Origin of the sequence: Methanobrevibacter sp. (assembly GCF_051877095.1) — an archaeon.
Taxonomy (GTDB): domain Archaea; phylum Methanobacteriota; class Methanobacteria; order Methanobacteriales; family Methanobacteriaceae; genus Methanocatella.
Map to the genome: position 1 here is coordinate 211,817 of NZ_JBJEIO010000001.1, position 13,932 is coordinate 225,748.

A 13,932-nucleotide genomic window follows, 5' to 3' on the forward strand; every position below is an offset into this window, starting at 1 on the left:
TTTTTTTGCCAGAACAAGATGCAGGAACTGATTGGAGAAATGATTTTAAAAACTTGACTCCATCCGAGTTCTTTAGAAAAAACAAGCAAATGTTAGGTTTTACTGGTAAAATTCGTTCATTAACTATTGTATTCCACGAATTAATTACAAACAGTTTTGATGCAGCTGAAGAAGCAGGTATTTTACCAGAAATAGATATCGAATTAAAACGAGTTGATAAAGAACATTATATCTTTAGACTTAAAGATAATGGTCCAGGTATTCCTGAAGATTATGTAATGAGAGTATATTGTAGTATGTTTGCTGGATCCAAATTTAGAAACATACAATCCAGAGGACAACAAGGATTAGGTTGTAGTGGTTGTGTACTCCTTTCACAAATGACCACTGGTAAACCTGCTCGTGTAATTTCATGTTATAAAGAAAATGGTAAAATCAAAGGAGTAAAAATGAAATTCCAAATGGATGTGCAAAACAACCGTGGAATTTTAATGGAAAGAGAAGATTATCCTGCTGAAAGTACTGGAGTATGCATTGAATTACAATTCAAAGAAGTTTCCTATTCCCTTGCAGAACAAGGTGCATTTGAATATATTAGAAGAACTATGATTGGAAACCCTCATGCTAAAATCACATTCAGAGACCCCTCTGGACACAAATATATTTTCAAAAGAGCAGCAGACATTGTTCCAATCCTTCCAAAAGAAGTATTACCTCACCCAAAAGGTGTAAGTGCTGATGATTTAATGACCATGGCACAAAATACTGACAGCAGAAGATATAAAAGTATGTTAACTTCATCATTATCCAGAATGTCCAACAAAAGAGTTGACGAAATTTCTGAAATTACTGGAATAGACATGAATAAACGTCCAAAAGACTTAACATTTCCTGAAGCAGAAGCTATTGTACATTGCTTTAAGAAAATGAAATTTATGGCTCCTCCAACTGATGGACTTATACCAATCGGATCTGAACAAATTGAAAAAGGTATGAAACAAATTCTAAAACCTGAATTTGTAACAACAATTACTAGAAAACCTGTAACATACCAAGGTGGTGTTTCATTCATTATTGAAGCAGGCCTTGCTTACGGTGGAGATGCTGGAAGAGTTGTAAAAGAACAGAGAAAATCTGAAATTATGAGATTTGCTAATAGAGTTCCATTAACTTTCGATGCAGGAAGCTGTGCCATTACTGAAGCACTTAAAAGTATTGATTGGAAACGCTACGGTCTTAGAGACTTAGATAATACTCCACTAACATTATTTGTGAACATTATTTCAACACAAGTACCTTACCTTTCAACTGGTAAGCAAAGTGTTTCACCAGAACCTGAAATCGTTCATGAAATTAGACAAGCATCTATGAAATTAGCTCGTAAACTTCAAAAACATCTTAGAGCTAAAAAAGCAGCAAAAGAAAAAGAAAAACGTTCAAAAGTATTCGAAGAATATGTTCCAGTTATTATTGAAGAAGCAGCTAAACTTGGAGAAACTGGAATTCCAGAATATAATGAAGTTTTAGCAAAAGTTACTAAAAGAGCTCTTGCGGAGTTACTTGGTGAAAAAGTTGAAGAAGAAGAGGAAGAAGAAGAATTTGATGCAATCATCATGGAAGAACTTGATGAAAGAGGACATGCAGTTGAAGAAGGAAATAGCAATTTAGACAAATTCATTGATGATGATACTGATGATGGATTCGAAGAATAGGTGATTTAAATGACTGAAATAAAAGAAAATCAAAAAAACCACAGGGAAAAAAGAAAAGAATACACCTACAATAAGTTAAAAGGATTAGGTCAGGAAATCATTGAAAACATTGAAAAACAAAAAGTTCCTTCAATTAGAGTCCCATCTAGAGGTACTGGAAATATTGTTTATGATGATGCTAAAAGATATTATGTATTAGGTGATAGATACGGTAAAAGATCTTTAGGCAATGTAAAACAAATCAGAAAATTAGGACAAATGGTTTATGTTGCTAATTTCTGTAAAGATTTAGTTGCTCGTGAAAAAACAGCTACAATCAGGGAAATGTATTATGTATCCGAAGGTTGGGGAATAAGTTTCAAAACACAACAAGAATCCAACATTGTTGGGGAAGATTTAGAAGTGACCCTTGGAACTACTCGTGAAGATTTAGGATTAATGCCAGAGGAAGATGGAGCATCCGTATATGGAGATATTACATTATTGGATGATGGTGTTGAACTTAATGCTGCAAAAACTGGAAAATCAGGTTATACTATTTCACCTACTATCGATCAAGTAGAATTCTTAGATTGTGGTGTTGAAAGAGTTATTGCTGTAGAAACTATGGGAATGTTCCACAGAATGGTTCAAGAAAATGCTCACAAAAGATTCAATACTCTAATTGTTGGACTTAAAGGACAAGCTGCACGTGCTACAAGGAGATTCCTTAAAAGAGTTAATGAAGAAATAGGATTGCCTGTTTATATCTGTAACGACGGAGACCCTTGGGGATTTCACATTGCACAAGTAATTATTTCTGGAAGTGCAAAATTAGCTCATGTTAATCATGATTTAGCAACTCCTGATGCTAAATTTATGGGAGTAACAGCATCTGATATCATCAACTATGATTTACCTACTGATAAACTCAAAGATGTTGATGTAATGAGGCTCAAAGAGCTTTCTAAAGACCCAAGGTATAAAAGTGATTTCTGGCAAACTGAAATCAAAAAGATGCTTAAAATCGGTAAAAAAGCAGAACAGCAATCTTTCTCTAAATACGGGCTTGAGTACGTAGTAGATACTTACTTCCCACAAAAACTTGAAGAATTGGAAAATTAAATTTAAAATTTTCCTCCTTACTTTTTTTATTTTTTTCATATCCCATTAACTCAAGTTATTATTTTAAACATTTTCAAAAATTAGACATTCAACAAGACAACAGTTATATATTAAAAAATTCATATACCATATCAGGTATAGGTTGTGTTATTTATGAAGCAATGTATGGATACTGAAAATTTACATAGAAGACTTAAAAAAATTATAGGTCAATTAAATGCTATTGATCGCATGATTAAAGAAGATATTCCTTGTGAACAGATATTAATGCAAGTAAATGCATCTAAATCAGCATTACATAAAGTTGGACATATTATTGTTGAAGGACACTTAGAACACTGTGTTAAAGAAGCCATTGAAGAAGGTGACGCGGACGAAGCTTTAGGTGATATTTCATCAATTTTAGAATATTATTCTAGACTTTAATTTTTTTTAAAAGAATACTATACCCTAATGGGTATATGTATAATTGGAGGTCATATGATATGGATTTAAAATTTAATAATGAAGAAAAAATTGAGATTATATTTATCATAATATCAGCAATCAGTTTAATTCTAGAATTCACATTATCTATTAATTATCTTTCATGGATTTCAATACTGTTATGTGGAATTCCCATATTCAAAGAATGTATTGAAGGATTAATTACAGAATTTGATATCAAAGCAGACTTACTTGTTTCAATAGCCATTATCGCATCCATCATTATTGGTGAAACCTTTGCAGCTGGTGAAATTGCAACAATCATGGCAATTGGAGGATTTTTAGAAGAATATACTGTGTCAAAAGCACAAAATAGAATTAAAGAACTTGCAAAAATGACTCCTAAAGTCGCAACACGTATAAAAAATGGAATTGAAGAAACAATACCTATAGAACAAGTAGAAATTGGAGATATTCTAAAAATACTACCTGGAGAAAGTATTCCTACTGATGGAATCATTATTAATGGAAACACATCAATTAACCAAGCTACACTTACTGGAGAATCAATACCTGTGGATAAAACAACAGATGACGAAGTATATAGTGGAACTATAAATCTTTACGGTTCATTTACAATGAAAACAACAAAAATAAGTGAAGATAGTTCTCTTCAAAAATTAATTAAGTTAGTTGAATCTTCAAAACCTGAAAATGCTAATATTGTAAGAACAGCAGATAAATGGGCTACAATAATTGTTGTAATAGCATTTACAGCATCAATATTAACCTATTTATTCACATTTGAAATAATAAGATCAGTTACAATATTAGTTGTATTCTGCCCTTGTGCATTAGTCCTTGCTACTCCAACAGCACTTATGGCAGCAGTAAGTAATTTAACAAAATATGGAATTTTAGTCAAAAATGGGGAATCTATAGAAGAAATGGCTCATGTTAATGAAGTCATCTTCGATAAAACTGGAACATTAACCCATGGAACTCCAAACATAGTTAAAGTCATCTCAAAAAATCCTGATGAAATGATGTATCTTTTAACATCACTTGAATCCAAATCAGAACACCCTATAGCAAAAGCTATCGTTAAATATTATAATAATGATAATTTAGCAGAAGTTGATGACTTTAAAGTACATATTGGTAAAGGAATTACTGGAAATATTGATGGAACAAAGATAATCGCAGGGAATAAAAAGCTATTTGAATCTGAAAATATCCAACTAGATTCATATGATACTAAAAACAATGGTCAAATAGAAATTCTCGTTGCAAAGGAAAAACAGATAATTGGAAGAATATTGCTTTCAGATACAATACGTGATAATGCAAAATCAACAATCAGAAATCTGAAAAAGTTAAAAATCAAAACAACATTACTTACAGGAGACAATGAAAACACCGCAAAATCAATTGCAAATCAAATTAAAATACATAACATTAAATTTAATTGTCTACCCGAAGACAAGATTAACTACATAAAAGATGAACAAACAAAAAACCATAGAGTTGCAATGATTGGAGATGGAATAAATGATGCGCCATCATTGAAAAAATCCAATGTTGGAATAGCAATGGGAAACATTGGAAGTGACCTTTCAATTGAATCATCAAACATTACTCTAATTAATGATGATATAGAAAATATTCCTCATTTAATTGAAATATCTAGAAAAACAATAAAAACAATCAGCATAGGTATTGGATTTACATTATCATTAAATATAATAGCAATGATATTGGCTATTTTAGGAATATTAAATCCTATTCAAGGAGCATTAATACATAATATTGGATCAGTAATTGTCATTATCTATTCTTCCATATTAATCAACTATAAAAGCCCAAAAATAGATTATAAAACTACTCATCTTGATTAAACAAAGTTTTAAATATTAAATATTTTATAATTTATAATAAAAAATAAAAGGTGAAATATTATGACTGAAAAAGAAATCAAAGTTGTAGGTATGCACTGTCCTTCTTGTGTAAATGCTGTAGAATTATGTTTAAAAGATGTTGATGGAATTGATGATGCTAAAGCAGACCTTGATTCTGGAATTACTACCCTCACATTATCTAGTGATGTAAGTGATGCAGACATTAATGAAGCTGTTGAAGAAGCAGGATTTAAAGTAGAATAATTCCTCTTCAATTTATTTTTTTATTAAACTACCACTATAAAATTCAATTAAAATATATTTATTTTACCAATATCATTTATGCCACAAACATCACTCCATTAAACAATCCCCACCAAATTATAAATTTACTCATTATCTAAAAGAACTATCAAATTATAAATAATTAAAAAAATATACATTATAATATAATAAAAATTATTATTATAAATCAAAGGGATTAAAATGAAAACTGTTGCAATTAATGGTTATGGAACCATCGGTAAAAGAGTGGCTGATGCTGTAGCTGCTCAAGATGATATGAAAGTAATTGGTGTAAGTAAAACTAGACCAAACTACGAAGCAAGAACTGCAGTTGAAGAAAAAGGCTATCCTTTATACATTGGAATTCCAGAAAGAGAACAATTGTTCAAAGATGCGGGAATTGAAATAGCAGGTACTGTTGAAGATATGGTCCAAGAAGCAGATATTGTTGTTGACTGTACACCAGGAAACATTGGACCAAAAAATCTTGAAATGTATAAAAAAGCAGGCGTTAAAGCAATCTATCAAGGTGGAGAAGACCATGAATTAACAGGTCTTTCATTTAATGCTATTTCTAACTACAATGATTCATATGGTGCAGATTACACAAGAGTTGTATCCTGTAACACTACTGGTTTAACTCGTACATTATCTACAATTAATCCAATTGGAGATATCAAAAAAGTTAGAGCAGTAATGGTGAGAAGAGGATCAGATCCATCCGAAGTTAAAAAAGGTCCAATTAATGCAATTGTACCGAATCCTCCAAAAGTACCATCCCACCATGGTCCTGATGTAAAAACCGTTATGAAAGACATTGATGTAACAACTATGGCATTACTTGTACCTACTACATTAATGCACCAACATAACATCATGGTAGAACTTAATAATGAAGTAGAAACCGAAGAAATCGTTGAAGCATTAGAAAAACGTTCTAGAGTTCTTGTTGTTTCTGCTGAAGAAGGTTTAGGATCTACTGCAGAACTAATGGAATATGCTAAAGAACTTGGAAGAAACAGAAATGATTTATACGAAATTCCAGTTTGGAGAGAATCTATCAATGTCGTAGGTAATGAATTATTCTACATGCAAGCTGTACATCAAGAATCAGATGTTGTTCCAGAAAACATTGATGCTATTCGTGCACTTTTAGAAATGGAAAGTGATAACGAAAAATCAATTGCAAAAACTAACAAAGCTATGGGAATCTTCTAAATTTCCCCTTTTTACTATTTTTTAAACGATTTAAATGAAACACAAAGTACTTTTCGGGCCTGCGGGAAGTCCTGTTGATTATAAAGGTCCAGCATACAAAGCTCCAAAATATATTTGCGAAGAATGTCTTGATTCTTATGAATATCAATCACCTTATGGTGTAAGAATTGGAGAATCATCCGCAAATACTCTAAAACAAGAATCTGAAAAACATGATATTTTAATTTCAATGCATGCTCCATATTATATTAACCTATGTGCAAAAGAAGAATCAAAACTTGATAAAAGTATTGGTCATTTAATAGCTGCTGCACGTGCAGGAGAATGGATGGGAGCATATAGATTAGTATTCCACCCAGGAGCTTATATGAATAGAAAACCTGAAAAAGCCATGGAAATATCAAAAAATACTATTAATAGATTATTTGAAGAACTTGAAACCGAAGGAATTAAAAATTTTACTTTTGCACCAGAAACAACAGGTAAAAGAACACAACTAGGAAATGTAAATGAAGTTGTGGAGTTATGTGCAAATTTTGATCATTTTGAACCAACAATTGATTTTACACATGTCCATGCAAGAGGAAGAGGTTTTTTAAATAAAAAAGAAGATTACAATTGTATTTTTTCAACAATTGAAGATAATTTAAATATTGATATTCTCCATTGTCATTTTACAACCATTGAATATGGTGACAGCGGTGAGATAAAACATCACACTTTAGATGAAAATGATGAATATGGACCAAATATTCCAGATTTACTCTCTAATCTAATTGACAATGGTTGGAATGCAAATATTATATGTGAAACTCCGCTCAGAGATATTGATTCACTTAAAATGAAAAAAATGTATGAAGAAATGATTTAATAATCTTTTACAGAATTTATTAAATCATCCATATCCTCAAAAAAACCACTAACATCATCACTATTTTGACTATCAGAACTCAAATGAATAATCAATTCATCAATTAAATCATTCATTTTATCAATGAATGTCTGTAATATTTTGATTTTATTGTCAATTTCACGTCCAACAAATTCCTTGCTTCCATCATCAACTTCGATAATCTTCCTTATAACATCTAATTGAATATCAAACAATTTATTAGATTCATTAATGGAAGATAAAAATTTATTATATGCCCTATAATTTGAATTAAAAATTTCTCTAAGTAATTCTTTAGCTTTATTTTGTTTTAAATCATATTCTTGTTCAATACCATCAACAATATCATTATATTTAGATGAAACTACTTCAACTGATTTTTCAAAATGAAAAACTTCTCTTCCACATTCACTACAAAAACGCTGGTCAGAATCTAATTTAGCACCACAGTAAATACAAAAATGATTATGATTATCATTAATTGCCATATAACTAGTTTAACATTACTTTTTTATAAATACTATGATTTTCTCAATTTTAAAATAACAATTTCAGAATCAGTTCCCCCTCTCATTGGTGTATCCATTGACCCTACACCTGTTGTAACATGCAAATATTTGCCTATTTCATTTTTAAATAGTCCCCTATTATATTTAAACATCATATCAGAAAACCAAGTCATTGGATAAAATTGACCACCATGAGTATGACCTGAAAGCTGAATATCAAAACCTAATTTCGAAAATTCCTCCCAGTAATAAGGAACATGATAATTTATGATATTAATTAAATGTGAATTTAAGCAAGTTTCATCCAATTTTGGAATACTCCTATCATCAAAACTAAATGTCAATCCAAATATACTCAAATCTCCAAATTCCTTTCTTTCATTATCTAAAACAATAATTTCCGCATTTTTACAAGCTAATATAACATCATCAATTCCAGGATAAAAATCATGATTTCCAGGAGTAAAAACTATTGGCATATCAATTTCCTTAAATTCTAAAAAGTCATCAGGTTCCACAATTGAAGAACCATCTGCTAAATCACCAGAAATAATAGCTAATTCACAAATATCTTCAAGTTCCTTTAATTTTTTAGCTACTAATTTAATAATTTTTTTATGACGCACAGATCCAAAATGAACATCAGATAAATGTGCAATATTAATATCCCTAGGCAAATCATCTATTTTTAATGTTTTTTCATTAATTACTAATTTATTAGCCTTGTAAAAATTATAAATCCCTAAAATTGGCGCTATTAAAATTAAACCTAAAGTCACTTCAAATGACAGTGCACTAAATGTTCCAATTAAATATATAATTAAAATATCAATCAAAAACATTAAAGACATCCACATCCAAATACCATCAATTGTTGTTAGAAATCTTCCAACAACAGTTGATTTTTTTGCTTCAAAAAACATTGGAATACAATGGATCAATACAATTAAAACTGCAAGAATAATTAAATACACATCATTAATTTCACCAAACAGAAGTAATAAATACTTCAATAGAAAAAATTGAAATAACATATAAATGGAGTAATAAATATTACTCTTTTTGACCTAAAACTCATAAAAATAACACCATACATTATATATCCCATCAAATATTTAAATAATTAAAACAAATGATAGACATATAAAAAATATCGGAGGCGAGTGACTTGAAAAATGATAACAAAATAGCAGAAATTAAAGCAACTAATCAAAAGCAGCAAATGAAAAAAGCTGAAAGTAAAGAATGCGCTGAATGTATCATTTTAAAACCTGTTGGTTATCCATTTGAATTTAATCTAATGGATGAACATATTGAAATTACCAACAAGAAATTATTTGAAGAATATGCTCGTGAACAATGGATGGGATTAGTTGTACAAGAAAATTCACATTTATTTGATCAAAAAATTATTCCAGATTATGGTTTTGAAGTTATAAAAGCAAAACCTAACAACTCAATAATCTCTGAGACAACTAGAATCCAACTAATTACAGATGAATTAGAAAATAAAAAAGATAAAAATGCATTTAAAACAGAAGTACATATTTCTGATATTATTGGGCAAACAAATGCTAAAAATAAATTTAAAGTTATAACAAAATACTTAGAAAATCCAGAAAAATTTGGACCTTGGGCTCCTAAAAACATATTGTTTTACGGACTTCCAGGTACTGGTAAAACCATGATGGTTAAAGCTATGGCTAATGAGCTTGAAGTTCCATTGTATTTAATTAAAGCAACATCATTGATTGGAGACCATGTTGGTGATGGTTCATCTAAAATTCATGATTTATTCAAGAAAGCTAGTGAAAACTCACCATCAATAATATTCATAGATGAAATTGATGCAGTTGCACTTCATAGATCATTCCAATCATTAAGAGGAGATGTTTCTGAAATCGTAAACTCCCTTTTAACTGAAATGGATGGAATTAGTAAAAATGAACATGTAATAACTATTGGTGCAACAAATAATCCTAGTAGCTTAGACTATGCAATTAGAAGCAGATTTGAGGAAGAAATTGAATTCAAATTACCCAATGATGAAGAAAGGTTAGCTATTTTAGAAAATAATTTAAAAAGCATGCCATTAGAATATGAACTTGATTTAGAAAAAATTGTTAAGCTTACTAAAGGAATATCTGGAAGAGATATAAAAGAAAAAATATTAAAAACTTCTCTTCACAATGCAATTGCAAACGATTGTGATATCATTACTATGAAAAACATAGACTATTCCATAAAATTAACTAAAATTAAAAATAAAGATATAAAAGGAATGTTTGAATAAATCAAACATTTAAATTAATTAAAAATATACTCACAAGCTGCAATTACTTCCTTATTTTCATCTTTAGCAGCTTTTTTAACTTTTTTAGAAATATCATGAAAAATTTTGTTAATAATTGAATTTGTTAAATTATCCACAATTTTAGCACTACCATCTATATTAGATAACTTAGCATTAGCTTTTTCCATCTCACGTTGCCTTATATCCTCCATAGATGCTCTTAAATTACCAAGTATTTCATCAACATCCATAATTTTAAAGGAATCTTGAAGTAAAATAAACTCTTCAGTGATGATGTTTTCAGCTTCACCAAATTCCTTTTTTCTAAGACGAGTATTTTCATCAGCAATTTCTCTTAAGTCATCAATATTGAATGATTTAACACCTAATTCTAAAACATCTTCAGAAATATCTCGAGGATTTGCAATATCTACCATCATCACATTTTCATAATCCATATCAATTCCTAAAAGACGTTCTTTAGTGATAATTGGATGAGGAGCACTAGTGGCACTAATAACTAAATCTGCAGTAGCTAAATATTTTTCCAAATCATTGAAAAGAATAGCTTGACCTCCTAAATCTTCAGCAAGTTGAACAGCAACATAAAAAGTACGATTTGCAACAAAAATAGCGTTTAAATTCTTTTCAGCAAGTGCTTTAGCAACTAACTTACCCATTTTTCCAGCACCAATTACTAAAACAGATTTATCCTCTAATGACCCAATATGTTTTTCAGCTAAATCAATAGCTGCAGAACCAATTGATACTGCTCCTTTATTAATATTGGTTTTTTTCCTAACAACACGACCAACATGAATTGCTTTAGTAAAAATTAAATCCAAAACTTTACCACAATGACGATTTTTCTCAGCTTTATGTTTTGCATCATTAACTTGACCTAAAATCTGATCTTCACCCACAATCATAGATTCCAAACCAGAAGTCATACGTAACAAATGCATAACTGCTGATTGACCATAATCAATTATAATACTTCTATTTTCATGAGACAGTAAAATATCATCTTCGGGAATGTTATTATTATGAATATAATATTCTTTTCTATTACATGTATTAATCTCAATATATTCACCAATAGAATATTTCTCCTGTAACTTAACAAATAACTCATCTATCTCATTTGCAATAACTTCCATTGATTGAATATCTGCAATTTTATGATCCACTCTTAAATTTAATATCAAAATAATCCCCTTATCAACTCATCAATATAATCCTTAGCTTCATCAATCTTCCTATTTTCGATTAGAACATTAATTTTTTCATCTGCCAATATTTCATAAAGATATTTTCTTCGCTCTTTTTGATTTTCAACAACATTTTTTAATTTACGTCTAGCATAATCTTGAAGTTCAATTTCTAAAATATCTTCTTCAGTGATTATTGACTGTATTTTTTTTCTAAGCTGGCGAGCCATTAAAGGACTTTTACCACCAGTAAAAATAGAAAATTCAATTCCACCAATGTTAAAACTTGTAGGGATAATCACATCCCCCTCTTGTGGACAATCTGCACGATTAATAAGTTTATCTTTAGCAATTCCACAAACATAATTAGATAACTTTCTATCCCCACTAGCTATAACAACCAAATCGGACCAATCAACTAATTTATCAACATCATCAGTTGAACATAAAATAGCTCCTTTAGACCTCAATTCATCAGATAATTTATTTCCAGCCAATTTAACATTAGCTCCATGGTCTAAAAATTTATTTGCACGCCTAGTTGCAACTTCACCAGTGCCTAAAATAAAAACATTTAAATTAGATGTTTTTAAGTAAATAGAAGTCCAATCCATTTTAATCAGAATTTTCAAGAGATTGTGCACGTAAAACTTTCACAGCAACCCTTAAATCATCATTACATTCAGTTAAAACATTCATTGCTTCAAGTTTTGTAATATTAAATGTTTCAGCTAATGCTTCTGCTTTTTCATCAGGAGCAGGTTTTTCAACACCAACTAATCTTTCAGATAATTCTTTTTTTAAGTCTAAATATTCATCATGACTCATTCCCATATTTTTTAAAGTCATGTCTCTTAATGGACAAGGTTTTGATGGTTTACAACACCATACAAGTGATCCAAAACAAGTCCCAGCTCCATCACCTAATCTAGTTTCTTTAGCAAATTGAGTTTTAATATCAATATATTCTTTAGGAGTTAAATTAACTTCCTGCAATGCATTTAAAACAGGACACGGTTTAACTGGAGGACAACAAAAAGCAAGTCCTCTAATATCCCCTCCCCTACAAATATGAGATGGTGCATCTTCCCAAGTCATAATAAACCTCCAATTCATTTTTTTAGAATATCATTATAAAATAACAATATAATTTATTTTAACTATGAATATATAATCTTTTTTATAAATAAAACTTATTTTAATAATGATTAAATTTTAATAGTTTAATTACTAATTTAAATATAGATTTTTTATGAAAGAAAAGTTAATAATCGAAGATATATGTATACTGTTAGAACGAAAAAACATTAAAAATATGTATCTTCGAGTTGTTCCTCCAAAAGGAGATGTGAAAGTATCTGCTCCATTTTACATACCCAATGAAGAATTAATTAAGTTTATCAAATCTCGAAAAGAGTGGATTTTAAAAAAACAAGACCTTATTTTAAATAATAATATCCGAGCTCCCCTAAAATTTATTAATGGTGAAAAACATTATTTATGGGGCAGAGAATACACACTCCAATTGATTCGAAATGATAATAAACATGTTTTAATTGATAAAGAAAATAAAATCATGTATTTATCCATGCCTAAACGAAGCACAATAAGTGAAAGAGAAAAAACACTAGTTGATTTTTATAGAAAAGAACTTCAAAATGCAATACCTCCAGTGTTAGATAAATGCAGCACTATTGTTGGGAAAAAACCATCTGAAATTAAAATTAGAAAAATGAAAAACTGGGGAAATTGCAGACAAGATGGAAGAATAACATTAAACCTAAATTTAGCAAAAAAAGACCCTAAATGCTTAGAATATGTAATGATACATGAATTATGTCATTTAATAGAGTTTAATCATGGGAAAAAATTTAAAAAATTAATGGACAAATTTTCTCTAAATTGGAAAAAAATAAAAAAAGAATTAAATGAATAAGAAGAATTATCTATTTTCTTTAAGCATATCTTCTTTTTCATCTGCAGTTAATTTATCAACTATTTCTTCAGGAGTGCCTATATCTAATAGTTTACCACCCCTCATTAAAGCAGCTCTATCACAGACATCTAAAACAAAGTCCATATCGTGAGAAATAATAATAAATGTTTGTTCTAATTCATTACGTGCTTTTAAGATTGAATCAGTTACAATAACACGAGTAATTGGATCCATAGTACCAGTTGGTTCATCTAACACAATTAAATTAGGTTCTTTAATTAAAACTTGTGCTAAAGCAACCCTATGTCTTTCACCTACACTTAATTGATCTGGGTATTTTTCAAGAATATTCGCTGCAACTTCATCAGAAAATCCAACAGTAGTCAATGCATGAATTGCTTTAATTTTAGCGAATTCAGCAGGAAGATTTAAACTAATTGCATCAGTT

The 13,932-nt window shown here is 29.7% G+C and carries 15 protein-coding genes; 9 read left to right on the forward strand and 6 right to left on the reverse strand.

Going from position 1 to position 13,932, the window contains the following annotated elements; all coding sequences use genetic code 11:
• Positions 1-5 precede the first annotated feature (5 nt).
• From top6B to ACI389_RS01135, 7 genes are all read left to right on the forward strand, one after another.
• Entirely contained in the window at positions 6-1,712 is a 1,707-nt protein-coding gene (gene top6B, locus ACI389_RS01105; protein WP_439779711.1) for a DNA topoisomerase VI subunit B, read from the forward strand.
• A 9-nt stretch (positions 1,713-1,721) separates the two neighbouring features.
• Positions 1,722-2,816: a DNA topoisomerase IV subunit A gene (locus tag ACI389_RS01110; RefSeq protein ID WP_439779712.1), complete on the forward strand. Its 1,095-nt coding sequence runs from the start codon at positions 1,722-1,724 to the stop codon at positions 2,814-2,816.
• Between the two features lie 153 nt (positions 2,817-2,969).
• Positions 2,970-3,242 (forward strand): metal-sensing transcriptional repressor, encoded by a 273-nt coding sequence (locus ACI389_RS01115; RefSeq protein WP_439779713.1) that lies wholly within the window; start codon positions 2,970-2,972, stop codon positions 3,240-3,242.
• Positions 3,243-3,301: 59 nt separating this feature from the next.
• On the forward strand, positions 3,302-5,140 hold the full coding sequence (locus tag ACI389_RS01120; protein ID WP_439779714.1) for a heavy metal translocating P-type ATPase: 1,839 nt from the start codon (positions 3,302-3,304) through the stop codon (positions 5,138-5,140).
• A gap of 60 nt (positions 5,141-5,200) precedes the next feature.
• On the forward strand, positions 5,201-5,404 hold the full coding sequence (locus ACI389_RS01125) for a heavy-metal-associated domain-containing protein (protein ID WP_439779715.1): 204 nt from the start codon (positions 5,201-5,203) through the stop codon (positions 5,402-5,404).
• Positions 5,405-5,626: 222 nt separating this feature from the next.
• Complete coding sequence (locus ACI389_RS01130; protein ID WP_439779716.1) at positions 5,627-6,643, forward strand: phosphorylating glyceraldehyde-3-phosphate dehydrogenase; 1,017 nt, start codon at positions 5,627-5,629, stop codon at positions 6,641-6,643.
• A 34-nt stretch (positions 6,644-6,677) separates the two neighbouring features.
• A complete protein-coding gene (locus ACI389_RS01135; protein ID WP_439779717.1) occupies positions 6,678-7,514 on the forward strand; it encodes a TIM barrel protein in 837 nt (278 codons plus the stop codon).
• On the opposite strand, the gene ACI389_RS01140 is transcribed toward ACI389_RS01135, so the two are convergent.
• Together ACI389_RS01140 and ACI389_RS01145 are read right to left on the reverse strand one after the other, a co-directional pair.
• Entirely contained in the window at positions 7,511-8,023 is a 513-nt protein-coding gene (locus ACI389_RS01140; RefSeq protein WP_439779718.1) for a zinc ribbon domain-containing protein, read from the reverse strand. The two genes, ACI389_RS01135 and ACI389_RS01140, sit on opposite strands and share 4 nt — an antisense overlap.
• A 32-nt stretch (positions 8,024-8,055) precedes the next feature.
• A complete protein-coding gene (locus ACI389_RS01145; protein ID WP_439779719.1) occupies positions 8,056-9,018 on the reverse strand; it encodes a metallophosphoesterase in 963 nt (320 codons plus the stop codon).
• Positions 9,019-9,212: 194 nt separating this feature from the next.
• Between ACI389_RS01145 and ACI389_RS01150 the strand changes: the two genes are divergently transcribed.
• Positions 9,213-10,337, forward strand: coding sequence for an AAA family ATPase (locus ACI389_RS01150; RefSeq protein WP_439779720.1), 1,125 nt, complete (start codon positions 9,213-9,215; stop codon positions 10,335-10,337).
• A gap of 14 nt (positions 10,338-10,351) precedes the next feature.
• Here the strand turns inward: ACI389_RS01150 and hemA are convergent, their stop codons facing one another.
• Genes hemA through ACI389_RS01165 form a run of 3 tightly spaced genes read right to left on the reverse strand, consistent with a single transcriptional unit; the run spans position 10,352 to position 12,646 of the window.
• Positions 10,352-11,545, reverse strand: a complete 1,194-nt coding sequence (hemA, locus tag ACI389_RS01155; protein WP_439779721.1) for a glutamyl-tRNA reductase — start codon at positions 11,543-11,545, stop codon at positions 10,352-10,354.
• Complete coding sequence (locus ACI389_RS01160; protein ID WP_439779722.1) at positions 11,542-12,162, reverse strand: precorrin-2 dehydrogenase/sirohydrochlorin ferrochelatase family protein; 621 nt, start codon at positions 12,160-12,162, stop codon at positions 11,542-11,544. Before ACI389_RS01160 ends, hemA begins: the two co-directional genes overlap by 4 nt.
• A gap of 1 nt (position 12,163) precedes the next feature.
• On the reverse strand, positions 12,164-12,646 hold the full coding sequence (locus tag ACI389_RS01165) for a methanogenesis marker 9 domain-containing protein (RefSeq protein WP_439779723.1): 483 nt from the start codon (positions 12,644-12,646) through the stop codon (positions 12,164-12,166).
• Between the two features lie 154 nt (positions 12,647-12,800).
• On the opposite strand from ACI389_RS01165, the gene ACI389_RS01170 reads away from it, so the two are divergent.
• Entirely contained in the window at positions 12,801-13,484 is a 684-nt protein-coding gene (locus tag ACI389_RS01170; RefSeq protein ID WP_439779724.1) for a M48 family metallopeptidase, read from the forward strand.
• A gap of 6 nt (positions 13,485-13,490) precedes the next feature.
• Here ACI389_RS01170 and ACI389_RS01175 read toward each other — a convergent pair.
• Positions 13,491-13,932, reverse strand: a 442-nt coding sequence (locus tag ACI389_RS01175) for an ATP-binding cassette domain-containing protein (protein WP_439779725.1), incomplete at its 5' end; no start/stop codon positions are given.

Coding starts and splice junctions, on each gene's coding strand:
- ACI389_RS01170 (WP_439779724.1), top strand. CDS start 12,801: ATGAAAGAAAAGTTAATAATCGAAGATATATGTATACTGTTAGAACGA.
- ACI389_RS01115 (WP_439779713.1), top strand. CDS start 2,970: ATGAAGCAATGTATGGATACTGAAAATTTACATAGAAGACTTAAAAAA.
- ACI389_RS01130 (WP_439779716.1), top strand. CDS start 5,627: ATGAAAACTGTTGCAATTAATGGTTATGGAACCATCGGTAAAAGAGTG.
- ACI389_RS01110 (WP_439779712.1), top strand. CDS start 1,722: ATGACTGAAATAAAAGAAAATCAAAAAAACCACAGGGAAAAAAGAAAA.
- ACI389_RS01160 (WP_439779722.1), bottom strand. CDS start 12,162: ATGGATTGGACTTCTATTTACTTAAAAACATCTAATTTAAATGTTTTT.
- ACI389_RS01135 (WP_439779717.1), top strand. CDS start 6,678: ATGAAACACAAAGTACTTTTCGGGCCTGCGGGAAGTCCTGTTGATTAT.
- ACI389_RS01165 (WP_439779723.1), bottom strand. CDS start 12,646: ATGACTTGGGAAGATGCACCATCTCATATTTGTAGGGGAGGGGATATT.
- ACI389_RS01140 (WP_439779718.1), bottom strand. CDS start 8,023: ATGGCAATTAATGATAATCATAATCATTTTTGTATTTACTGTGGTGCT.
- ACI389_RS01125 (WP_439779715.1), top strand. CDS start 5,201: ATGACTGAAAAAGAAATCAAAGTTGTAGGTATGCACTGTCCTTCTTGT.
- ACI389_RS01120 (WP_439779714.1), top strand. CDS start 3,302: ATGGATTTAAAATTTAATAATGAAGAAAAAATTGAGATTATATTTATC.